A 24,322-nucleotide genomic window follows, 5' to 3' on the forward strand; every position below is an offset into this window, starting at 1 on the left:
TTCTTAACTAGTGGATGTTCTAGCACGCTTTCTCTAACCTCTAACCTGTAACCTCTAACTCCTATCAAACTTTGCTCCTTTCAGTTAAAATCACTTTTTGACAAATGTCAAAAGATAAAAAAACCTGCGGTCGTACCTTCGAGTCATCATTAATCTACAAAAAAATTAATTATGAACACAACCGAAAATCACAGAAAAGTCAATCATCAACCCGATGCAAGCCAAACGCGCCTGCAGAATGTTCCCACCGACACAATGCCTTTTCCCGATCAGATTGGGAATTACCAAAGAAATATAGGACTTCCGGACGGCAAATTTAAAGACAGCAAAGTTTATATTGTAGGTAGCGGAATCGCCGGACTTTCATCTGCCTATTATTTCATTCGGGATGGCCAAATTCCTGCCGGAAATATTACTTTTTTGGAAAAACTCCAAATTGAAGGCGGTTCTTTGGACGGCTCCGGAAACGCACAAACCGGATACATTATTCGCGGCGGACGTGAAATGGATTTTACCTACGAAAATTTCTGGGATATGTTTCAGGATATTCCCGCTTTGGAACTTCCCAAGCCTTATTCCGTGCTCGATGAATACCGGATTGTAAACGACAACGACCGCAACCATTCCAAAGCAAGGCTCATTCACAACAGAGGCGAAGTAAAGGATTTCAGCAAATTCGGGCTTAGCAAAAAAGACCAGTGGGCGGTGATGAAACTTCTGCTCGCGAAAAAGGAAGAACTGGATGATTTAACCATAGAAGACTGGTTTTCCGAAACATTTTTAGAAAGTAATTTTTGGTGGTTTTGGCGCACCATGTTTGCTTTCGAAAACTGGCAGAGTTTACTGGAACTCAAACTGTACTTTCACCGTTTCCTGCACGCTATTGACGGTTTGAATGACCTTTCCTCGCTGGTTTTTCCAAAATACAATCAGTATGACACCTTCGTAGTTCCTTTACGGAAACATTTACAGGAACTGGGCGTCAAAATTCAGTTTGATACCGTGGTAAAAAACCTGGATATCGAAATCGCAGGCGATAAAAAAACTGTCAGAAATATTATTACCGAACAGAACGGTTCTGAAGTGAACATTGCAGTACGCGAAAATGATTTTGTGATCGTCACAACCGGCTCTATGACGGAAGACACACGCTACGGCGATAATGTTACGGCACCCTTGGTAGATTTTACCAAAGAAAATTCCGGAAAATCAAAAGGATGGACAGTTTGGAACAATCTGGCAAAAAAATCTGAAGTTTTTGGCAAACCTGAAAAATTCAATTCCGATGTTTCCAAATCGGCATGGATGTCGGCAACGCTTACCTGTAAACCGTCTGCTTTTGTAGAAAAACTGAAAGAGTATTCGGTGAACGATCCCTATTCCGGCAAAACCGTTACAGGAGGTATTATTTCGATTACCGACAGCAACTGGGTGATGAGTTTTACCTGCAACAGACAGCCTCATTTCCCGAATCAGCCGGATGATGTTTTGGTCATCTGGGTGTATGCTTTGCTGATGGACGAAAAAGGAAATTACGTTCAGAAAACAATGCCGGAATGTACTGGAAACGAGATTTTGGCAGAGTTGGCCTATCATTTAGGAATTGAAAATCAACTGGATAATATCATAGAAAATACGATCGTGAAAACCTCTTACATGCCGTATATCACTTCCATGTTTTTACCGCGTGCAAAAGGTGACCGTCCACAGGTTGTTCCCGATGGCTGTGTGAATCTCGGACTGGTAGGACAGTTTGTGGAAACCAATAACGATGTAGTTTTTACAATGGAAAGTTCAGTAAGAACGGCAAGAATTGCGGTTTATGAACTTCTTGACAGTAACAAACAGGTCCCTGATATCAATCCGTTGCAATACGACATCCGTCATTTGTTAAAAGCCGCCAATACTTTGAACGACGGCAAAGGTTTTCCGGGCAGCGGAATTCTGAATAAAGTTTTGAAGGATACCTATTTCGAGCATATTCTGCCGGAAATTTCGCACGACGAAGCCGATGGTTTTTTCGCGCAGCAGTGGGACAAACTAAAAAGTCTCTTTGAGCATAAGCAAGAAGGGGAGTAATTATTTAACCTGAAAAGCCTTATAGGTTTTGAATACCTCTAAGGTTTTCTAAAATTTAAAAAAAAATGACAACAATAAAAAAAATTACCGTAGCCGGAAGCGGCGTTTTGGGTTCGCAAGTTGCTTTCCAATCCGCACTGCACGGCTATGACGTGACCATTTACGACATCAATGGGGAAGCCATTGAAAAATCCAAAAAACTGATTGACACTTTTCTGCCCCGATACAAATCGGACCTGCAGATTTCATCCGAAAAACTGGAAGAAGCCTATCAAAAACTGCAGTTTTCAATCAACCTTCACGACGCGGTTTCCGATGCGGATCTGCTGATTGAAGCCATTCCGGAAAGTATCGGCATTAAAAAGGAATTTTACAGAAATTTATCCAAAATCGCCCCCGAAAAAACCATTTTTGCCACCAATACTTCCACGCTTTTGCCAAGTTTATTGATGGATGAAACCGGAAGGCCGGAAAAATTTCTCGCTTTGCATTTCGCCAACGAAATCTGGAAACACAACACGGCGGAAATTATGGGCACTGAAAAGACCGATCCCGAAGTATTTGCAACACTCGTGGAATTCGCCAAATCAATCGGAATGATTGCGCTGCCACTGAAAAAAGAACAGCCTGGCTACATTCTCAATACGCTTTTGGTGCCGCTGTTGAGTTCAGGAATCACTTTATATGCGAAAGGCGTTGCGGACATTGAAACCATCGACAAAACCTGGATGCTCGGAACCGGTTCGCCAATAGGACCGTTCGGTATTTTGGATGTGGTTGGTTTGGGAACGGTATACCACATTTTTAAAACCGAAGCGGAACGCTCAGGAAATGAGGAAAAAATGAAATTTGTCAACGTGCTGAAAAATCAGTTTATCGATGCCGGAAAACTTGGCGTTTCCAGCGGCGAAGGTTTTTATAAATATCCCAACCCGACTTTTCAGGGTAAAGACTTTTTGAAATAGAAGTTTTCATTATTATAGAAAGAGCGTCCGGAAATTTCCGGGCGTTTTTTTTGATAAATGTCAAAGCCAAATTTCAAAAGAAGCCCGAACTTTGCGTTAACAAACAACTGGACAATGAAAAAGAACTTTTTACTGCTGCTGATTTTCCTTTCGGGGTTTTTCTTCTCGCAGGAATATAAGCCGGATATTTTGGGAAACGGTTTTGAGCAGAAAACATTGAATTTTCCAAACGATTACGAAGGAAAAGTTACCGCAACAGTCATCCGTAAAAAAGCGGAAAGTCCCACCCATAAAGCAGTGTTGTATATTCACGGGTTTAACGATTATTTTTTTCAGGCAGAAATGGCCGAAAAATTCAATGAAAAAGGGTTTGACTTTTATGCTTTGGATTTAAGAAAATATGGGCGTTCTTATTTGCCGCATCAAACTTTTAACAATGTCAGAAATCTGGACGAGTACAATGCCGAAATCGATGAGGCTTTAAAAATCATTGCTGCCGAAAATCATAACAAAATTCTGTTGGCAGGACACTCAACCGGCGGCTTGATTACGACACGGTATATGAAATATCATACTGAAAATCCGAACATTGCCGGACTTTGGGTGAACAGTCCGTTTTACGATTTCAATATGGGGTTTATGGCAAAAAAAATTGGGGTTCCCATCATCAGTGGTTTGGGAAAACATTATCCTGACACGAAAATTGGCGGTGGATTTTCCACGTTATACGGTGAAAGCCTGCATAAAAATTTCCAGGGCGAATGGAATTATGATTTAAAACTGAAACCCAATGCCAACGGGAAAGTGAATTTTGGCTTTATCCGCGCTATTCACCGTGCACAGAGAGACATCCGCAATGTAGAACTCAAGGTTCCGGTATTGGTGATGCATTCTGAAAAATCGGGCTATCCCAAAGTCTGGAATGAGGAAGTAACGACCACCGATATCATCCTGAACGTGAATGATATTCATAAAAATGCTGAAAATTTTAAGGGGAATGTCACGATAGTTCCCGTAAAAGGCGGCATTCACGATTTGGTGCTTTCCAGAAAACCGGTGCGCATAAAAGTGTATGACGAACTTTTCAGGTGGTTACAAGAGATTGATTTTTAATAGTTTATTTTTAATGTTTAGTTTGTGAATAATGCCTCATTTGTGGGGCATTATTTTTATTTTTGTACAAATTGAATCCTGATGACTTTTCCCGAAATGCTTGCCACCTACATCACCATCGACGATGATATCCGCAGTTTTCTGAACACCCAGACCGAAAAAATTTCTGTGAAAAAGGGTACCGTTATCAGCGATCAAAACACTTTAAACCGCAAGGTGTATTTTGTAGAAAAAGGACTTCTGCGCTCGTTTTATTTTGAAAAAGGAAAAGACATCACCACCAATTTTTATCCTGAAAACAGCATTCTGGCTAATAAAGACACCATTTTTGAGAAAATTCCGGCGCGGCATTCCATTGAAGCGATAGAAGACAGTGAAGTTGTCTTTTTCCTTTACTCGAAAATGGAAGAACTCTGCGAAACTTCGCTTACCATCGCCAATTTCAGTCGCCGTGTGTTGGGGCTACTGATGTCGAATATGGAAAGGCGCATCAATTCTTTGCAGTATATGACGGCAAGGGAAAAATATATTCAGCTTTTAGAAGATAATTCGGATATACTTTTGCGTGCTCCGCTTGGGATGATAGCTTCTTATCTTGGCATTTCTCAGGAAACTTTGAGTAGGATCAGAAGTGAGGTTTAGAAAAGATATCAAAGTACAGACAGAGATGCTGCTTGAGTGGCGGTGCGAAAAATAATTGTGCATTTTGTAAAGATTTTATTCTTGCGTCTGAAGAATGCGAAGTTCCTTAAAAAAATGTATATTTACATTGCAGACAATGAAACAATTGCGGCTAAACAGCGGTTGTCTGAATTGCGCACTTTGTAGTTAAGTGCTTTTCGAAACAGGTTTGCAACCTTTATAGCCTTAAAACGGTTATGTTTATCTGGTAGTTTTTTAACTCAAAACATATCAATAATTTTAAGTGTAACAGAATAAATGTATAACTGGAATATATGAGTAGGGGATTTGTGAAAGAGGGTGATCAGGAGGAAATTCCGATGATTCCGCCCCGTGCCGATTTACCGCGCGGTACGGTAAACTTCGTTACAGAGGTCGGATACGGTCAGTTACTCGCCGAACGTGACCAAATGATTCACGAGCGCGACAATACCTCCATTTCGGACGAGAATGAAAATCGCATTGCCGTAAATTTAATCAACGCGAAATTGCAATTGTTACTCGATCGAATTTCGTCTGCGAAAATTGTTAACCTTGCCAAACAACCCAAAAATATAGTGAAGTTCGGTGCTGAAGTGTACTTTAAAGTTGACTCCGATCCCAAAATCCAGCATTATCAAATCGTGGGTGTGGATGAGGCAAATGTTGCAGAAGGGAAAATAGCGTTTACCTCTCCTATTGCGAAAACCTTTATGGACAGAAAGGTCGGCGATCGCGTGACATTGAAATTGGGAAAAGCGGAAAAGCAGTTTGAAATAGTGTCGATAAAATACTAATGGATTTGTGAATTTTTGAAAAAACGGATGAAAACCACGAGCAAAAAAAAGAGACCTTTCTGGAAGTCTCTTCCATTTTTTTAAAAATTTTTAGGGTAAAATATATAATGCTCAATAACCTTATGTTCAGCTACACTTTCGTTAATGGACTTCCATGCATCAACCGAAGTTTTTTACCGAGGCTATTTATAAAACCTTTATTATGCTATTTCTTATGATAATCTCCGGCTAAACTTGCACCGCCACCACAAAAGTAATTTAATGCGAATCTATCTTCAAATTTGGAAGTAAATACTTCAGCTGTATTTTCCTTAAATAAAATAGTTATCGTCCCTTTTAAATCTTTATTGATGGTTTTTAAATCAACATCAATCTGATTATTCACTAACTTTCCTTTTCCTTCAAACGTACACCCTTTCGCAGCACCCGTAAATGAAATTTTTACTGAGTAAATACTGTCGTTTTCAGATGTCAATGTCAGGATTTCGTTGTATCCTTTCTCACTGGTGTTGCTATGATACGTACCATTCAACTGGGCCGGCGTATATGCTTTTATTTGTTTAAAAATATAATTTTTGGCTAATTCTCCGCTTACTTCTTTCTTATCAGCATCGAGTTGGATATTAACACTTCCAGAGATTACTAGACCTCTTATAATTGACCAGAACAATATTTCGTTTAATTTACTTGCCGTGTAATTAGTATCATCATAGAAGTTAATTTCCATTAGAAATATAATTACCGTTATTATAAGCGCACCTAATAAAATTTTTTCTATTCTTCGTGAGTCCATATTATAAGTTTATTTACTATTCCTGAGCTAATGTATTGGTTAATGATACAAATATTGATACCGGTGGTGTTGAACCTGTATATGTTAGTTCTATTTCTTACGGAAGAATGGGAGTTCTCTCTATTGAAACTAATGAATTGACAGAGACAGCACGTACAATCCTGAATGAAAGTTTCAGCAAACTTTTCGTTAATGGTGAAAGTACTTTGACTCAGGAAGAAAGAAACTTCCTTGATGGTGCAGATTTTAATCTATATTTAATCGGTGGTAATGGTGTGACGGCTGTCCAGTCTTTCCAGGGGTATCAATCATTTGTAAATCATGTAGCTAAAGGAACATTTTCTAAAAGTCAGCCTGGAGTGCCAATTTTTTGTTCTTACTCATATCTGAATGATAACTCACAGGTAAAAACAACATTTAAGTATGATATTAGAAAACCACCTGTTTATGTACGAATGGTTCACGATAATATAGTTAGTAGCGGACGCAATAAAAATGTAGATCTCAGATTAAACTTCTACTCAAACCGCAGCCAAACTAATATGATTGCTCCCCCAAGTATTAAGTTTGTCATTGAGAAAAAATTAAAAAAAAGGAGTTAAAGGTGGAGGGCCTACATCTAATAGCTGGAATTACACAGAAACCACAGAACAGATTACCCTTCAAAACGCAGGGTTAAATACTGGCATGAGCATTCCGAATCAACCTCTTACGAGAGTGGAGGGTGTTTGTGTACCTAGAGGAAGATTTCCTTGTGAATTTGTTTCAAATTATACTGAGAATTATACGTATAGACTTCTTCCAAGCAATAACAATACATTTATTATAATTGACTAATTTTGTGTCATGAAATTATTTACATACATAATTCTTGCAGCATTAACATGTATTGCATGCGAAAATGAGGGTCAGGTCGAAACTACAACCACTACACCAGTATCTTCCACAAAATACAGCATGAATTTTAAAACTTATACTGTAAACAATGTAAATCTATTTAAAGGTCCATCTGGAAATTCGATAACTGCTGATGAAAGCTATATTCAAAATTACTGGTCACTTTATAAGGAGTCTTCTTGGAAAAAAGTAGAACTTGATCTTGAAAATATGACTGTAAAACTCGTCGCTGATAATGCGTCTGATTTGAAATATAACATCTCAATTAAGCAAGATTCTGTCTTTATCAAAGAAAATAGCAATACTGAATATTTTGGAAATTTTGATAAATCGACATCATCTTTAAAACTAAAAAGAGTTTTTAAATATATAAAAAAGGCTCCGGCAGATAGCTCTCAAGCATTGTTTATTTCAAAAACAACAGGTTTTGGAATTGCTAATTACAATAATATTTTTCCGTCATCCACTTTTAGTGGTCCGGGAAATATGACAAACAGCGGAGATGAAGTGTTTTGGGCTAATATAACGTATAATTATAGTTCAAACTAAATACAATTGTTCAGTCATAAATAGGTTTTGATTATTAACAAAAAACCGTTCTCGATTGAGAACGGTTTTATTTTGTAAGAAAGATTTTTCTGATTAAAATAGCTATGTGAATTCAATAAGCTTACTCTATTCATTTTTTTTAAATTTCAGTTTATGTTAATTGACATACCTAAAGATTTTGTATGAGGAAAATTAAAGTAAATGAAAAAAAATTTTCTATTTTGCTATCGTTTTTTGAGACTTATTCTATTGAGTATTAAAGTTGTGGCTTTGGCGACATTAACGGAAATAAAGTACAAAATTTCTATTTTGCACAATTGTAAAAATAAGCTATTTACAAAAATGAGAGAAAAAGAAATATCAGATGGTTTAAGCGAAAATATAATTACTGACTATGAATTTATCTGTGGAAGAAATTTTAAAATTGTCTAAACTTTTTAATCTTTCTACAGACCAAATTTTAAATTACGAAAATATTGTTCCCGAAGATATTACCATCGAAGATAAACCCGATTTTGAAAAACTCCATCTAATAAACCAATTGGATGAAGAAGACAGAAGTATGATTTTTAGAATGGTGGAAAAAATGCTGCCGCTTTATAATAAATATTTTTGTGTTTTTTTTGACTTCAAATATTCATAAAATTTCTTCTGATTATCAGCCTCAATAACGCTTAATGTTATTTTGTCTTTTTTAACAAGAATAAAATATTTCTTTTTTTGAAATTTCTTGATATCTAAATATTGTTGATTTATCATATAGCCAATGTTTGATATTTTATAAGAGCCATCTTTTTGTTTTACTACAACCGCATCTTTTGCTTCTCCATATTTAAATTTTAAAAAAAAACTACCATCACAATTATATATTTCTTCTAACATTGAATCATTTTTATTCGAGGATAAATAAAGAGTACAAATTTTTCCCGTTTGGGAAAAAATATTTATACAACTAAATAACAATATCAATAGTATATTTTTCATTTTATTTATTTTCTGTGTATTATTTCACCGTTTTTATAAATTATTTTCATCCATCTTCATCCCATATACCGTCTTTTTTATTATTTTGATTAAAAAATCCACTCCCAATACCATAATTTAATTTTGGTTTTACTGGGATTGTTTTAAAATAAAATATATCATTTTCAATGTCTAGCTTTTCTAATAATGCCGGGTTTTCATTGTATAAAAGATATTTGGAGGCATTTGCAAATTCTATTAAATTGTTTTTGATTAAATCATCATTAATTTCAAAATATTTAATTTTCATGTTTTTGTTTAATTTAATTAAAAACAAAGAAGGTGGTTGTTATCTTTTATTGGGAACGGTCGAAGTTGATTTTCACTTTCCGACAATTACGATCCAGAAAATGGCAAAAATGCCGTTCATTCCTGACCCAAGATATTCAATGGATGAATCCAAATCATTAGAAGTTGCTAGAACTTTACGGGAGGACGTCAGTATGACGCAAAGAAAACCTTATCCGCAGGAACATGAGATTGGTCTGCCCAGAAATAAGTTTTCTGTATAAAGTTAATATTCCCTGATTCTTTATTTTTGTTCTTTTGCTTTTCCTATTCTTTTTACATATTTGTAGATCTCGAACCATAAAACAGAAACCGCTGCAATGATAACGGTCATCCCCAATTCACTTACATTAAGTGCTGTTACTTTAAAGAATAGAGAGATCGGCTTTACATATAATATTGCAAAAAGCAACCCCAAAACCAAGGCAGAAATGCCGATAAGCAAGGGATTACGGTTTCTGAAACTTTCCAGCACACTATAAAAGAATGACCGGTTGACAAAACTCAGTAATATGTTGGCAAAGATCAATGTACTGAATACCATTGCCCTTGTCTTTTCTTCATCACCTCCGTTTTGAACAGCAAACTGATAGGCAAACAAAACTCCGAGAGTGATCACCAATCCCTGAATAATACTGATTCCCAACTCTTTTAGACTTAAAAAAGTATCTCCCATAGCTCTTGGAGGTTGTTTCATTGTATTTTTTTCCATAGGCTCATTCTCATAAACAATAGAACAGGTCGGTCCCATAACCAGCTCGAGGAAAATAACATGAACCGGAGTAAATATGTGCGGAAATATCCATCCTAAAAACAGAGGCAAAGAAACCGTCAGTATAATAGGAATATGAATGGAAATAATATACTGGATCGCCTTTTTAATATTGGTGTAAATTCTTCTACCAGCGGCAATTCCGACAATCAGTTTTTCCAGATCATCATTCGTAATCACCAGCGCAGCAGCTGATTTGGCAATTTCAGTCCCTTTATTTCCCATAGCTACGCCAATATGGGCAGCTTTTAATGCTGGACCGTCGTTTACGCCATCTCCAAGCATCGCTACCACTTCCCCTTTCTTTTTCAGGGCATTTACTACCGCAAGCTTGGCATCAGGAAACATTCTGGTAAATAGAACGGTATTCTCCGAGATCTGCATCAGCTCTTTTTCAGAACTTCCTATAATATCACTTCCATTGATTGCGGGAGTAGTATTGATAATTCCTGCCTGAAGCGCAATGGCATTCGTTGTATCTGCATTATCACCGGTAATGACCTTCACTTTAATACCTGCATCGTAAATACTTTGAAATACCTCTTTGATTCCTTTTTTTGGGGGATCATAAAATACAGTCAGCCCTAAAAATTCAAAATCAAGATCCTGTTGGTTTTTTGGAAAGCTGTTTCCTTCAAAATGAGACTTGGCAACTCCCAAAACACGGTAGCCTTGCTGTCCAAACGTTTTTATAATATCTCTTATCTTTTCTTTTTCAGTCTCTGATAGCTTGGAAACACTCAAAATAGCTTCGGGAGCGCCTTTTGCTGCAATGATCCTGTCTTTATCTGTGTTTTCAAAAAGATGGGTCATCATCGGAGGTTTCCCTTCAAGTGGATATTCGTGAAACATCTGATATTCTTTTCTTACATCATTCTTTTGAGTTTCCTCATATGTTTTGTGCAGAGTTATTTCCATAGGGTCAAAAGGGACTGGCTCACTGCTCCACATTGCATAATTAATCAATTCACTTAAATCATCATTTTTGAATTCCTTTTCTTCATAAATCTTATCGGAAAGGTAATTATATAAATGTTGAAGCTTCATTGAATTTTCAGTAATAGTCCCTGTTTTATCGGTACAGATGACCGTGGTGCTTCCCAAGGTTTCCACAATACTGCTCCGTTTGATAATAATACCTTCACGCATCAGTTTCCAGGCACCCAAAGCCATAAAAGTTGTAAAGGCTACAGGAATTTCTTCGGGAAGTACAGACATCGCGAGTGTTAATCCACTAAGAAGACTCGTTACCAGATCTCCGGTTTTAATATAACTGAAGATGCAAACCATTAGAAAAATAACGATACCAATAACAGCCATCCCTTTTACAAATTTCCGGATCTGGATCTGCAGTGGCGAAATTTCTTCTTTTATATTCAGTATGGATTCTCCAATTTTGCCGACACGCGTTTCTTTGCCTATTTTATTGACTTTAAAAACGGCTAACCCCGAAACCGTTACCGTTCCACTGTAAACAAGATGATCCTCAGATCTGCTATCCTTGAAAACAGAAAAACTTTCGCCGGTAAGCGAAGATTCATTCACGGAAAAATCATTGCTGTGAACAATGACCCCATCAGCATTGATAATCCTTCCTTCCTCGGTAATGCATAGATCACCAACGACAATTTCATAGGTCGGAATTTCTACTGCCTTCGAGTTTCTGATGACCCTACTTAAAGGCTCATTAAGTTTTTCAAGTTCCTCTAAAGCTTTTTTACTTCGGTTATCCTGATAAAAAGAAATCGCCGTCACCGCAACAATTGCCACAAACATAAACGCAGCCTCTCCATAATCCCCCACGATAACATAAATGACCGAGATAATGATAAGCAGGATCAGCATCGGTTCTTTTAAAATACCGATAAGCAGATCAAACCACGTGTTCTTATGGATACCCTCTAACCGGTTATATCCATATTGTTGTCTGGAAGCTGTCACTTCATCGCTGATGAGACCAGTAAGTCCTTCGGGTATATTGTAAGACATATCAAATAAATAAGTTATTTAAAAGTAAGCAATTATTATGTAGAAATTGGATCTCCCTGCCTGAACCATATCAGTTAATCATCTGTATGGATAAAACTGTGATTAGCAATTGGAGCTTTGTTCTAGTGATATTGCATCATTACAGATTCAAAACCAGACCCAAACCGACAGACTTCGATTGAATGACCGGATAGATGAAAGTGACGCCTTTCGATTCGTTATTTTTGAAGATCTTATTGACAATGGGGAATATCCAATAGGCGATCTCGGTGCTCAGGATACCAAATCCAGCCCCTGCAACCACATCGCCTACCCAATGTTTATCATTTAATGTCCTGTAAACACCTGTAAAAATGGCAATGGGATATCCTGAAAGGGCAATCCAAATATTCTCATCCTGATATTCTCTGAAGAGAAAATGTGCGGAAGAAAAAGCAGTCGCTGTATGGCCGGAAGGAAAAGAAAGATGATTGGTACTATCCGGACGTTCCTCTTTTACCAGATGCTTTAAAGGCAAAACAAATGCAGCAGAAATCAGCTGAGAGGTTCCGTAGATAATAGTTCGCTCCTTAAGATTATGCTTTCCTTTTATGCCTGCAAGATTATAACCATAGACCATTGCTGCAGGCAAATATTGGGTGTAGTTATCAAGAGTGATATGCTTGGGTTGATGTTCTCCGATCTCATACTTTGTGGAACTGTTTAGATTTTTGAGCGCATCAGAACTTAGGCTTACTACTCCGAAGCCAATAAACACTGTTGGAATAATGAGTTTTTTGTAGCTTGGTTTGTACACTGAATCACTGTAATTCTCTACATCGAGTTTTTTCAGTCCGGCTGAATCAGATCTAACCTGTCCAAAACAAATGTTTGAACAGGTTAAAACAATGATTATTAATAATTTCATGGTCAGTTATTTAAACATTAAATTTAAAGAAATAATATAAGATTTCAAGGATCCTATGTGATGATTGATCAAGAATGAGTTGAAATTAAATCTGAACATCTATTTGATCCCTTTTTTTGTTTCACTGACCCACTTTTCTATTTCAGCCCGACTAGAAGCAGATAGTTTTGCATCCTGATGAATAACTGTATAGGAAGCAAGCGGCATTTCGCCTTCTTTGACGGTTTCTACGATCTCATCCAGTTTCTCAAGTTTTTTATCACGGCTGTAAGAATTGAATTCATCAAAGTTGAGATGTCTTTTACCAGAATTCACGTGATCTGCCAACCACCATTTCACAGGTTGCAACTTGCTGTAAGAAGGATAAGTTGTATTGTTGGAATGGCAGTCATAGCAACTTGTTTTTAAAATTGCCTGAACTTTTTCAGGTATTTTATAGTGATTTTCGATAGCGTTGGCAGATTGACTCTGACTGATATTTTTCTGGACATCAATAAACTGAATACCGATAAACAGCAACAACAGTACAGTTAAAATATTTTTTAAATTTAAAATTGACTTATTCATAATTTTTTATTTTTTTTTGGATTAATATTTATTTGAGTGGAATTATTCCTCTTCACTTGCCGTATTTTTTAACTTCATTAGAAGCGTATAGGCATTTTTGGTAACGATTTTTCTGTTCTTAAAATCTTCAAAATTTTTGATTTGAATGAAACCGTTTTCAGCTTCTCCCAGCGTTACCGGAATCATTTTATAAGTTTGCTTTTTTTCCTCAACAAAAACATAATCTTTACCTTCAAAATTGACAATACTTTCCTCTGGTAGCGCGTTGGAAAAAGATGTTTTGGTTTCTACTTCGGCGTTCATATACATCCCTGGAGTCAGATTGTGATCGTACTGCTCAAAATGGCAATGCACATCTGCCGTTCCGTCTGCATTGATATCTTTGCTGATCAGGATAATTTCGCCACCGTATTTTTTATCCGGCTGCGTATTGGTATTGGCGGTAAGTCTTTGTCCTATTTTCAGCATTTGGAGGTCTTTTTCATACACTTTCAGGTTCAGATGAATATCATTTGGATTGATGAGTTCAAACAAAACATCAGAAGGATTCACAAACTTTCCGATATTCACATTCACTTTGCTCACAAAACCGTTGATCGTGCTGTACACCGGAACACTTTTTCTGATATTTCCCGAAGTAAGACTTCCCGCATTGATGTTCACGAGCTGAAGCTGTTCTGCCAAAGTATTCATCATAATTCTCTGGCTGTTCATCTCAGACTGCGCCATCTGCATTACTTTATCACTGCTTGCCTGGCTTTGGTTCAGCTTTTTTTGTCTGTTATAATCCAGTTCTGCGAAATGAAGTTTCGATTTTGCCATCAAATAATCCTGCTGAAGCTGTATAAACTGAGGATTTTCTATCACGGCGATCACCTGTCCTTTGCTTACTTTCATTCCCGGAAGCAGGTTGGTGTTTTTCAGGTAACCGCCCAACGGAACGCTTACGGAAACCAGATTCTGTGGCGGAACATCTATTTTTCCATTGATTCTGAGCACTGTAGAAATATTCTTCACAGAAAGCGACATTGTTTCGATAGTCGTATTTTTAAGCTGAGCATCGGTCAATGTAACCGTAGTTTCATCTTTAGGAGCTGTTGGCTTTGCAATAGTTTCTTCTTTTTGATTACACTGAACCGCAAAAAAGAGGACAAGCATTAATAAAACCGAATATTTATTTTGAATTGATTTTGACATAATTTATTGATTTAAAGTGATATATTCCAGCTCAACAATGCTTTCATTAAGATTCCAAACGGCATCTGTATAATTATTTTTGATGCTGATCGCCTGGTTGGCAAGCATTACAAATTCCAGATAATTAATTTCTCCGTTGATGAACTGTTTTTGAGCAGTTTCCAGAATCATATTGGCATTTTTCAGTTCATATTTCTCGTATTGAGAAACTATCTCCAAGTTTTTCTGCTGAATTTCTGATAGTTTTTTATACTGGTTTTTTAACGTAAACTCCGCATTCTGCAAATCATTTTCGGTCACAGATTCTGCAATTTTTGAAGCTTCAATCCTTGCTTTTTGTCCCCCAGAAAATATCGGAACCGAAACGCCAACCTGAACAGAATGAAACTGTGGTGAAGCAGTGTACACTTTGTCATCTGCACCCATCCCACGGAAACTGTTCAGATTATAAGCTAATTGTAAACCGGGCAGTAATTTAGATTTCTCCAAAGCCGTTTGTTGTGCTGCAATGTTTTTTTGCTGTTCTAATATTTTTAACGAAGGATTACCGGAAACATCATTTTGCAGATTGGAAAGAGAAAAAATACGGTCTCCATCAGGAATGAATTCTGTTTCTGAATTCAAAAGCCATTGCAATTGCAGCTGCAAAGTTCTCAGTTCCTGTTTCACTTGTTTAATCTGGATTTCGATAGCTGATTTTTGATTGGCAGCCGTCGCTTTTTCCAAAATATTACTCTCGCCACTTTTTAATCTTAAAGTTGCCTTATCCAGAAATTGAGCATAAAAATCTAACGATTCATTCAGAATCTTTTCCTTTTCCTGCCAATACAGAATGTTGTAGAATGTGAGTGTCACGCCTTTTTTCAGCTGATATTCTTTCAATGAAATATTCAGCTCGCTTTTTTTCCATTCTTCTGTATAGAGATTTTTTTGTCTTTTGTAAACGGTAGGAAATGCAATGCTCTGGGAAACCCCAAATTTCAGATCACGATAAGCGCTGTTGATTTGCCCGTAATCAGCAGAAATTCCTGTCTGAGGAATGTCTGAAGAAGTCTTGATAAGTGCTTTTGCATATTCTGATTTTAATTTCTCACTTTTAAGACCTCTATTGTTTTTTAAAGCGATGGCAACCGCTTCATTTAAAGTGACTTTGGTTTGAGAATTCATCATATTTCCCGTTAAAACAAAGAAAATAATGAGAATGGGCGTTATTATATTTTTGCGGTTATTTTTCATTTTTAATCCTTTTTCAATAGTTACGTAAAGCAGTGGAAGCACAAAAAGGGTGAGCAATGTCGCAATCAAAAGTCCGCCGATGACAACGGTTGCCAATGGTCTTTGGACTTCTGCTCCGGCGCCGTTACTCACTGCCATCGGGATAAATCCTAATGAAGCCACAAAAGCAGTCATCAACACTGGTCTTAATCTGGCTTCTCCGCCGTCTACCACAATTCTGACAATATTTTTAATGCCACCTTTATACAGTCTGTTGAATTCTGAAATCAGTACAATTCCATTAAGGACAGCCACACCGAAAAGCGCGATGAATCCAACACCAGCACTGATGCTGAAAGGCATTCCTCTTGCAGCCAGTAACAGCACACCGCCTATAATGGAAAGCGGAATCGCCGTATAAATCAAAAGACTTTCTTTCACCGAATTAAACGCCAGAAACAACAGTACAAAAATTAAAACCAAGGCAATAGGAACTGCAATCATCAGTCTGTTTTTGGCATTTTTGAGGTTTTCAAAAGAACCTCCGTACGTGACATAATATCCTGTAGGAAGTTTCAATTGTTTGTCAACTTTGGCTTGAAGTTCTTCTACAATTCCCTGAACATCACGGTTTTTGATGTTAAAACCTACCACAATTCTCCGTTGCCCGTTCTCACGCTGTATTTGGTTCGGACCATCTTTAATCTCGACATTGGCAAGCTGAGAAAGCGGAATCTGATTACCAGACGGCGTGGGAATTAATAAATTCCTGACATCATCCAGATTCTTTCGGTCATTACTGTTTAATCTGACGACCATATCAAAACGTTTTTCGCCCTCGAAAACCAGACCTGTGCTTTGCCCTGCAAAAGCGGTATTGATCACTCTGTTGATGTCTCCGATAGACAAATGATATTGTGCAATCACCGGTCTGTTGTATTGGATAATCACCTGCGGAAGACCAGAAACAGGCTCGATATATAGATTTTGAGTTCCCTTTACGGTATTGATTATTTTACCAAGCTGATTGGCATTTTTCGCCAATATTTCCAGATCTTCTCCGAATATTTTCAAAACAACATCCTGTCTTGCGCCGGTCATCAATTCATTAAAACGCATCTGCACAGGATACTGAAAACCAACGGTAATTCCGGGAACATCTTCCAACGCTTTGCTCATTTTGTCTGAAAGCTCCGGAAAGGTTTTGGCGGAAGTCCATTCGCTTTTATCTTTCAGGATTACCATCATATCCGAAGCATCCATCGGCATCGGGTCGGTGGGAACTTCTCCGCTTCCTATTTTGGTAACTACTTTCTGAACTTCCGGAAAGCGGGTTTTCAGAATATGAGCTGCTTTCTGCGTACTTTCAATTGTGGTTTTGAGGTTGCTTCCGGGCAAAACTCTGGTATCAACAGCAAAATCTCCTTCTTCCAGGGATGGTATAAATTCGCCTCCCATTCTGCTTAGAACCACAACGGAAAGGATAAAAAGAACAATGACAATACTGAAAATGGTTTTTGGTATTCTTAAAACTTTTAGTATAGTTTTTCGGTAAAGATTTTCAGCCTTCGCCATTAACCGGTCTGAAAAGTTCATTTTGTGGCATATTTTCTTGCTTAAAATAATAGAACTCATCATCGGAATATAAGTCAGAGAAAGCAGAAATGCTCCCAATAAAGCGAAGGCAACGGTTTGTGCCATTGGTTTGAACATTTTACCTTCAATTCCTTGTAATGTTAAAATTGGCAGATACACAATGAGGATGATGATCTGTCCGAAGACCGCACTGTTCATCATCTTTCCTGCGGAATCTATGACAATGGTGTCCATTTCCTGTTTTGAAACTGACAGCGCTTTCCGGAATTTTGAATTGTGGGTAAACTGATGCATTACAGATTCTACAATAATCACAGCACCGTCTATAATCAGCCCGAAATCCAGCGCACCCAGACTCATCAGATTTCCGCTGACGCCGAAGAGATTCATCATACAAACCGCAAAAAGCATTGCCAAAGGAATGACGGACGCGACCAACAAGCCTGCACGGAAATTCCCCAGAAATAAAACCAGTACAAAAACGACAATCAATGCGCCTTCCATCAGGTTTTTTTCAACAGTACCAATGGCGTTGTTCACCATTTTGGTTCGGTCTAAAAATGGTTCTATCACAATACCTTCCGGCAAGGTTTTTCGGATTTGCTCGATTTTGGCTTTTACATTTTTGATTACCTCGCTGCTATTTTCACCTTTCAACATCATCACAATCGCACCCGAAACTTCGCCGGTGTCATTGTAAGTCATTGCCCCAAATCTTGTTGCATAACCGTAACGCACCTTTGCAATATCTCTTATAAACAGAGGAACATCATTGTTTTTGGTGGCGATAGCAATATTTTTAATATCATCCAGATTCCCGACCAATCCTTCACTTCTTATGTATAGAACGGTAGGTCCTTTTTCGATATAAGAACCGCCTGTATTCTGGTTATTGGTTTTCAATGCATCGAAAACATCTGTAATGGTAATTCCGTAAGCATTGAGTTTATCGGGATTGACGGAAATTTCATATTGTTTCAGTTTTCCGCCAAAACTGCTGACTTCCGCAACGCCTTTTACACCAAGCAATTGTCTTCTGACAATCCAATCCTGAAGTGTTCTGAGTTCTGTAATATCATATTTGCTTTCATATCCTTTTTTCGGACGGACAACATATTGATAAATTTCTCCAAGTCCTGTAGAAATAGGTCCTAAAGCAGGCGTTCCCACATCCTGTGGAATCTGATTCTGAACTTGTTGCAGTCTCTCTGCAACCTGTTGTCTAGCCCAGTAAATATCAACACCGTCATCAAAAACGATGGTAACCAGTGAAAGTCCAAACCTTGAAAAACTTCGGATTTCCTTCAGTCCTGAAATATTACTGTTGGCCTGTTCTATTGGAAAAGTGACTAATCTTTCTATATCTGTCGCCCCAAATGATGGCGCAGTTGTGATCACCTGAACCTGATTATTGGTAATATCAGGGACTGCATCTATCGGTAATTGGGTCACCTGATAAGCGCCAACGCCTATCAACCCGAATACCAATAATGCTATAATGAGTTTATTCTTCACAGAAAACTCAATGATTTTTGTTAGCATAAATAATTCTGTTAAATTTTTTTTGAAATTGAATACGTTTTTAGCTGACAAGAAAATAGTCAGCACGATCATATCGTGAAATACAGTAGCTAATCTTGGTTTTGAATATCACTAAGAATACCATCAACAGAAATGTTCACAATAAGATTGACGTCATAAAAACGTAAAGTAAAAACGAAAAGATTTTAACAGTTTTTCGGCGGTTGCCAGATAGAATTTGAATCATCTTTATCATAGAAAAGATTACCAAAGGAAACAATTTTCTTATGATGATCTGTTATGATTGGTTTTTTGACTTCAACAGTCAAATTTGGATTTACAGTGAAAACAAGCACAAGATGAGACGAATGGGTTACGAAAGGCAACTTCTGATCTGTCTGATAGTCAGCATCTTTCACAGGATGATCATAATGCATTTTAAGAAAAGAAATCAGTGTCATCTCAGGATTATCTCCACTATGCTCAATAAAGTGCTCTATCAGTGTTGGGATTTTCAATAGCTGATACAGTTCAGTTGTCGAAACCAAATAAAAGGAAAGTAACAGTATGGAAATCCATTTTTTCACGTATCAAAATTATGAAATGTTTCATTAAGAATGATTATAAATATATATGCTTATCTCTAAATGCAAACAATATAAACAGGAATATCAATGAACTATAATTAAAGAAAAGGATACGTTCACCAATATCAGGTTAAATAAAATAATATCGATGACGATAGATTTATTATAACTCAGACCCTATTTAATTGTACACAAAAAAAGCAGATAAAATAAATTTTTATTGCATTAAAAAATCCTCAAACAGATGTTTGAGGATAATTGATCGGTTAATGAGAAAATAATATCATCCGAAAATTCCAGAGTAAGCTTTTTTTGATTTTTATAGAGTTCATCCCAATAGAATCTTAGTGGGGAACTGTAGCCTCTTTTTTTCCTTTGTCCATCTTTTGCCGAATTATCGCTTTTTGAGACTATTTTATCTTATTGAACAAGTTTAACATCAGACAGTTGCAAATAAATTTAAATTCAGTTAAATATCAAAATAAGAGTCAGATTGCCAGTTTGGTTAGTCTGAACTTTTTTGCAATAATAAGCTCAATCTTACCATACTCTCTTGCAGTGCAATAAGATCGTGCGGAACATGGGCCGGCAATTGGATTATCATGCCTTTCTTCAACAGATGCCGTTTACCATCAACCCCAAAGTCAATTAAACCTTCCATGACATGAACGATAATTGGAAATGGAGCAGTATGTGCCTTCATTTCTTGTGTATCACGAAACAGAATTCTGATTTCTTTTGCAAAATCATTTTTAATCATTGTTTTAACTGCTGGTTTTTTTCCGTCCTCATAACGTAAATCCTCATAGAAGGAAGCTGTATCTGTCATAAACATTTATTTTGCTATTAAAATAAGAAAAAGCAGGGAAGTTTCACTTAAAAAAAGCGTAAAACTTCAGATAGCACTACATATTCAATTTGATCATAAAGCAAAACTATAGCCACTATAATAATAACGAAGTGTATCCCTCGTCTGGATTGATTGAATAATCGTTTTTTGAGACTTTCTATACTCTGCTAATTTACATAATGTCGATTTGTAGATGTATGAAAAATAATATTTTTATTTTTTAAAATTAAACATGCTTTATTTTATTTAAACCAAAGAAAGTCACGAATGCTATCACAGCACAGATGATAAATAAGTTCTTAGGATCAGAAGAAATCAGTCCGAGAAACGAAGACATGAATTGTCCTCCGAAGATTCCAATTGAATAGTAGCTTAGGTTTCGTCCTATGTTTTTAGGACTACTGCTCTCAACTGTCATGTGATTGAGTAACGGAATGGTTAAACCAAATCCAATTCCTGTAGCTACCGCAGCTCCACCGAGACTACAATGTTTGAAGAGAAGGCGAAAAACAGATATCCTATTGCAAAAATGGAAAATCCCAGAGATACTGTCTTCCATGAACCAAATTTATGTGTTATTGAAGGCATCAGACTTGCAGAAACTACTGCAATCAATGAAATGAAAGCCATAAAATAACCAGTTTCAGATTCTGAAAATACAAACTTTGAAGGAAGGTAGCTCGGAAGGGTCACAAACGTTATAAAAAATAAAATCATTGCAATACTTGTTGTTAAAACAATATTCAAGATAATTCCTGTGACCGTAATCTTCTTTTCAAGCACATCTTCCGATTGTACTTCTATCACATTACTTTTTTGTGATGGAATAAACAGGATGGTTAGAACTAAACAAATCAATGCAATTCCATAAATTAGAAATGGATATTGCCATCCTTTCTCTCCTAAGAATCCACCAAGGCTGAGGAATATGACACCACCGAGTTCTATTGCCATGCCCTGTATTATTTATCTCTTAATTTTGAAAAATAATTATTTGCTATATTAACACTTCCAGAGATTACTAGACCTCTGATATATGACCAGAACAATATTTTGTTTAATTTACCTGCCGTGTAATTAGTATCATCATAGAAGTTAATTTCCATTAGAAATATAATTACCGTCATTATAAGCGAACCTAGTAAAATTTTTTCTATTATTCGTGAGTCCATATTATAAGTTTATTTGCTATTCCTGAGCTAATGTAGCGTTTTTTTTGATACATTTCCATTCAACCATCAACTAAGTATTGTTCTACGAAATAAGCAGAATTATTTTTTACGTAGAAACAATGCCCTCCCATATTCATAATTCATTCTGGCAATATTCAATACAGAAATTCCTTGTGGACATTCAACTTCACATGCTTCGGTGTTAGAACAGTGACCAAAATGTTCAGCATCCATCTGTTTCACCATATTTAGGACGCGAGAACTTCTTTCTTCTCTACCTTGTGGAAGTAAGACCATGTGTGAAATCTTTGCTGAAGTAAACAATGCAGCACTGCCATTTTTACAGGTCGCAACACAGGCACCGCATCCAATACAGGCAGCAGAATCAAACGCTTCTTCTTCAGTCTGATGAGTGACTGCAATAGCCGTCGCATCAGGAGCCTGACCGGTATTTACCGATACAAAACCTCCTGAAGAGATAATCCTGTCGAATGCAGAACGGTCAACTTTTAAATCTCTTTTAATTGGAAAACCCAAAGCTCTGAAAGGTTCAATCATAATCTTTTCACCATCTTTAAAGGAACGTAGATGAAGCTGGCACGTGGTGATTTGTTTGATGGGACCATGAGCAATCCCATTGATCATCATTCCGCATTGCCCGCAAATTCCTTCACGGCAGTCGTGATCAAATTCTACCGGATCATCACCACTAATGATTAGTTTTTCGTTTAATGTGTCCAACATTTCAAGAAAGGACATATCAGGATTTAATTCCTTTAAATCATAGTCCACCAGCTTACCTTCACTCTGATGATCTTTCTGTCTCCATATTTTAAGATGCAAATCCATAATTTATATTTTACTTGTAACTTCTTACAGTGGGTTGTATTTCTTTAAAAACCAAAGGTTCTTTAATAAGTTCAGGCTCATTATTGTCACCCGTCCAAGCCCACGCAGAGATAAATTGAAACTCAGCATCGTTTCTCAATGCTTCGCCTTCTGGAGTTTGATATTCTTCCCGGAAATGGGCTCCGCAGGATTCATTTCGGGTTAAGGCATCATAGCACATCAGTTCGCCAATTTCAAAATAATCGGCAACACGTCCTGCTTTTTCAAGTTCAGAATTCATACTATCCGCCTTTCCTGATACTTTGACGTCTTTATAAAATTCCTGTTTCAGTTTTTGGATTTCTGCGATTGCGAATTTTAAACCTTCTTCTTTTCTTGCTAATCCACAATAGTCATAAAGCAGTTTACCCAATGTTTTATGAAAATAATCAACGGTCTTTGTTCCATTAATAGTGATTAAGCTTTCAATCTGTTTTCTGACCTGATTTTCTGCTTTTTCAAATTCATTGCCTTCTGTTGTAATTTTTCCGGTATGGATTTCTTGTGATAAATAATTGGCGATGGTGTAAGGTGCGATGAAATATCCGTCCACCGAGGCCTGAAGCAGAGAGTTTGCGCCGAGTCTGTTCGCTCCATGGTCTGCGAAATTAGCTTCTCCTAGAGCAAATAAACCTGGTATGGTAGTCATTAATTCATAATCGACCCACAGCCCACCCATTGTAAAGTGGGCAGAAGGAGATATCATCATGGGTGCTTCATAAGCATTGTATCCTGTGATTTTAAGATACATCTCAAATAAATTTCCATATTTTTCCTGGATTTTTTCTTTACCCTGATCTTTTAAAGCTTTTGAAAAGTCCAGATAGACTGCATTTTTTAACGGACCAATTCCAAAACCAGCATCGATTCGTTCTTTAGCTGCTCTTGATGAAATATCTCTTGGCGCCAAATTTCCGAAAGCCGGATATCTCCTTTCCAGATAATAATCCCTTTCATTTTCAGGAATATCATTGGCTTTTCTGGTTTCATTTTCTTTTAGAGGAACCCAGATTCTGCCGTCGTTTCTTAAAGATTCTGACATCAAGGTTAATTTCGACTGATAATCACCTGACTGCGGCAGTGATGTAGGGTGCACCTGAATCCAACTCGGAGATGCCATTAATGCTCCATTTTTATGTGCTCTCCAAATTGCGGAACCATTACAGCCCATTGCCAAAGTAGATAAGTAATAGATTTTACCATACCCACCCGTAGCTAAAACTACAGCGTGGGCGGCGTGTCTTTCAATTTCTCCGGTATCTAAATTACGTACAATAATTCCTCGTGCTTTTCCGTCGATGGTCACCAGGTCAAGCATTTCATGTCTTGAAAATAGCTGCACACTCTTCTTACCAACCTGCCGCATTAAAGCTTGATAAGCTCCTAAAAGCAATTGCTGACCGGTTTGTCCCCTTGCATAGAATGTACGGCTTACCTGAACACCTCCAAAGGATCGGTTGTTGAGATAGCCTCCATATTCTCTACCAAAGGGAACACCTTGTGCAACAGCCTGATCAATAAGGTTTAACGAACACTCTGCCATTCGGTAAACATTTGCTTCACGTGCCCTGAAATCTCCACCTTTTAGGGTGTCCACAAACATTCTATACACGCTGTCACCATCATTTTTATAATTTTTAGCAGCATTCACCCCTCCTTGAGCCGCAACCGAATGTGCTCTTCTGGGGCTGTCCTGAAAACAAAATGATTTTACATTGTAGCCCATTTCACCCAACGAAGCGGCGAGGGAACTTCCAGCAAGTCCTGTCCCTACGACGATAACGTCCAATTTTTTTCGGTTGGCAGGATTGACGAGCTTAGCTGATTTTTTATAGTTTTCCCATTTTTGTTCCAATGGTCCTTCCGGTATTTTTGAATCTAAATCCATATTTTCTAT

The 24,322-nt window shown here is 37.3% G+C and carries 21 protein-coding genes and 1 pseudogene; 9 read left to right on the forward strand and 13 right to left on the reverse strand.

The features are described from left to right. The first annotated feature begins 171 nt into the window (after positions 1 to 171). From OPU68_RS01880 to OPU68_RS01900, 5 genes are all read left to right on the forward strand, one after another. Positions 172 to 2,079, forward strand: a complete 1,908-nt coding sequence (locus OPU68_RS01880) for an oleate hydratase (RefSeq protein WP_498472262.1) — start codon at positions 172 to 174, stop codon at positions 2,077 to 2,079. 65 nt (positions 2,080 to 2,144) lie between these two features. Then, the gene (locus tag OPU68_RS01885; protein ID WP_498472263.1) at positions 2,145 to 3,044 is read left to right on the forward strand and encodes a 3-hydroxyacyl-CoA dehydrogenase; all 900 of its coding nucleotides are present in this window, start codon (positions 2,145 to 2,147) and stop codon (positions 3,042 to 3,044) included. 114 nt (positions 3,045 to 3,158) lie between these two features. Next, positions 3,159 to 4,157 carry an alpha/beta hydrolase gene (locus OPU68_RS01890; protein WP_498472264.1) on the forward strand — a complete coding sequence of 333 codons (999 nt, stop codon included), beginning with the start codon at positions 3,159 to 3,161 and terminating at the stop codon, positions 4,155 to 4,157. Positions 4,158 to 4,238: 81 nt separating this feature from the next. Continuing rightward, entirely contained in the window at positions 4,239 to 4,799 is a 561-nt protein-coding gene (locus tag OPU68_RS01895) for a Crp/Fnr family transcriptional regulator (RefSeq protein WP_139421379.1), read from the forward strand. Between the two features lie 314 nt (positions 4,800 to 5,113). Continuing rightward, the gene (locus OPU68_RS01900; protein WP_498472265.1) at positions 5,114 to 5,614 is read left to right on the forward strand and encodes a GreA/GreB family elongation factor; all 501 of its coding nucleotides are present in this window, start codon (positions 5,114 to 5,116) and stop codon (positions 5,612 to 5,614) included. 205 nt (positions 5,615 to 5,819) lie between these two features. Here the strand turns inward: OPU68_RS01900 and OPU68_RS01905 are convergent, their stop codons facing one another. After that, positions 5,820 to 6,407, reverse strand: coding sequence for a hypothetical protein (locus OPU68_RS01905; protein WP_498472266.1), 588 nt, complete (start codon positions 6,405 to 6,407; stop codon positions 5,820 to 5,822). Positions 6,408 to 6,442: 35 nt separating this feature from the next. Here OPU68_RS01905 and OPU68_RS01910 point away from each other — a divergent pair, with 35 nt between their 5' ends. The 3 genes from OPU68_RS01910 (at position 6,443) to OPU68_RS01920 (ending at position 8,285) form a co-directional block, all read left to right on the forward strand. Beyond that, complete coding sequence (locus OPU68_RS01910; RefSeq protein WP_498472267.1) at positions 6,443 to 7,009, forward strand: thiol-activated cytolysin family protein; 567 nt, start codon at positions 6,443 to 6,445, stop codon at positions 7,007 to 7,009. Positions 7,010 to 7,253: 244 nt separating this feature from the next. Next, the gene (locus OPU68_RS01915) at positions 7,254 to 7,853 is read left to right on the forward strand and encodes a hypothetical protein (RefSeq protein ID WP_073336897.1); all 600 of its coding nucleotides are present in this window, start codon (positions 7,254 to 7,256) and stop codon (positions 7,851 to 7,853) included. Between the two features lie 201 nt (positions 7,854 to 8,054). Then, complete coding sequence (locus OPU68_RS01920) at positions 8,055 to 8,285, forward strand: hypothetical protein (RefSeq protein ID WP_498472268.1); 231 nt, start codon at positions 8,055 to 8,057, stop codon at positions 8,283 to 8,285. 165 nt (positions 8,286 to 8,450) lie between these two features. Here OPU68_RS01920 and OPU68_RS01925 read toward each other — a convergent pair whose 3' ends face one another. Then, complete coding sequence (locus tag OPU68_RS01925) at positions 8,451 to 8,837, reverse strand: hypothetical protein (protein WP_123921093.1); 387 nt, start codon at positions 8,835 to 8,837, stop codon at positions 8,451 to 8,453. Between the two features lie 46 nt (positions 8,838 to 8,883). Beyond that, complete coding sequence (locus OPU68_RS01930; RefSeq protein ID WP_079466044.1) at positions 8,884 to 9,126, reverse strand: hypothetical protein; 243 nt, start codon at positions 9,124 to 9,126, stop codon at positions 8,884 to 8,886. A 31-nt stretch (positions 9,127 to 9,157) separates the two neighbouring features. Here OPU68_RS01930 and OPU68_RS01935 point away from each other — a divergent pair. Further along, positions 9,158 to 9,388: pseudogene (locus OPU68_RS01935) on the forward strand (hypothetical protein); the annotation flags it as partial. Positions 9,389 to 9,408: 20 nt separating this feature from the next. On the opposite strand, the gene OPU68_RS01940 reads toward OPU68_RS01935, so the two are convergent. The 10 genes from OPU68_RS01940 to OPU68_RS01985 form a co-directional block, all read right to left on the reverse strand. Then, positions 9,409 to 11,925, reverse strand: coding sequence for a cation-translocating P-type ATPase (locus tag OPU68_RS01940; protein ID WP_079466045.1), 2,517 nt, complete (start codon positions 11,923 to 11,925; stop codon positions 9,409 to 9,411). Positions 11,926 to 12,064: 139 nt separating this feature from the next. Beyond that, positions 12,065 to 12,832: a phosphatase PAP2 family protein gene (locus tag OPU68_RS01945; protein WP_079466046.1), complete on the reverse strand. Its 768-nt coding sequence runs from the start codon at positions 12,830 to 12,832 to the stop codon at positions 12,065 to 12,067. A gap of 99 nt (positions 12,833 to 12,931) precedes the next feature. Next, entirely contained in the window at positions 12,932 to 13,399 is a 468-nt protein-coding gene (locus tag OPU68_RS01950; protein WP_498472269.1) for a heme-binding domain-containing protein, read from the reverse strand. 42 nt (positions 13,400 to 13,441) lie between these two features. Then, complete coding sequence (locus OPU68_RS01955) at positions 13,442 to 14,599, reverse strand: efflux RND transporter periplasmic adaptor subunit (protein ID WP_498472338.1); 1,158 nt, start codon at positions 14,597 to 14,599, stop codon at positions 13,442 to 13,444. After that, the gene (locus tag OPU68_RS01960; RefSeq protein WP_498472270.1) at positions 14,600 to 18,949 is read right to left on the reverse strand and encodes a CusA/CzcA family heavy metal efflux RND transporter; all 4,350 of its coding nucleotides are present in this window, start codon (positions 18,947 to 18,949) and stop codon (positions 14,600 to 14,602) included. Between the two features lie 185 nt (positions 18,950 to 19,134). Then, complete coding sequence (locus OPU68_RS01965; RefSeq protein WP_079466049.1) at positions 19,135 to 19,515, reverse strand: hypothetical protein; 381 nt, start codon at positions 19,513 to 19,515, stop codon at positions 19,135 to 19,137. A gap of 505 nt (positions 19,516 to 20,020) precedes the next feature. Further along, on the reverse strand, positions 20,021 to 20,344 hold the full coding sequence (locus OPU68_RS01970) for a cupin domain-containing protein (RefSeq protein WP_073335367.1): 324 nt from the start codon (positions 20,342 to 20,344) through the stop codon (positions 20,021 to 20,023). A 483-nt stretch (positions 20,345 to 20,827) separates the two neighbouring features. Continuing rightward, entirely contained in the window at positions 20,828 to 21,319 is a 492-nt protein-coding gene (locus tag OPU68_RS01975) for an MFS transporter (protein ID WP_498472271.1), read from the reverse strand. 317 nt (positions 21,320 to 21,636) lie between these two features. Beyond that, positions 21,637 to 22,386, reverse strand: a complete 750-nt coding sequence (locus OPU68_RS01980) for a succinate dehydrogenase/fumarate reductase iron-sulfur subunit (protein WP_498472272.1) — start codon at positions 22,384 to 22,386, stop codon at positions 21,637 to 21,639. 10 nt (positions 22,387 to 22,396) lie between these two features. Then, complete coding sequence (locus OPU68_RS01985; RefSeq protein ID WP_498472273.1) at positions 22,397 to 24,313, reverse strand: fumarate reductase/succinate dehydrogenase flavoprotein subunit; 1,917 nt, start codon at positions 24,311 to 24,313, stop codon at positions 22,397 to 22,399. Positions 24,314 to 24,322 lie beyond the last annotated feature (9 nt).

The organism is Chryseobacterium sp. TB1-D10, from assembly GCF_059803555.1.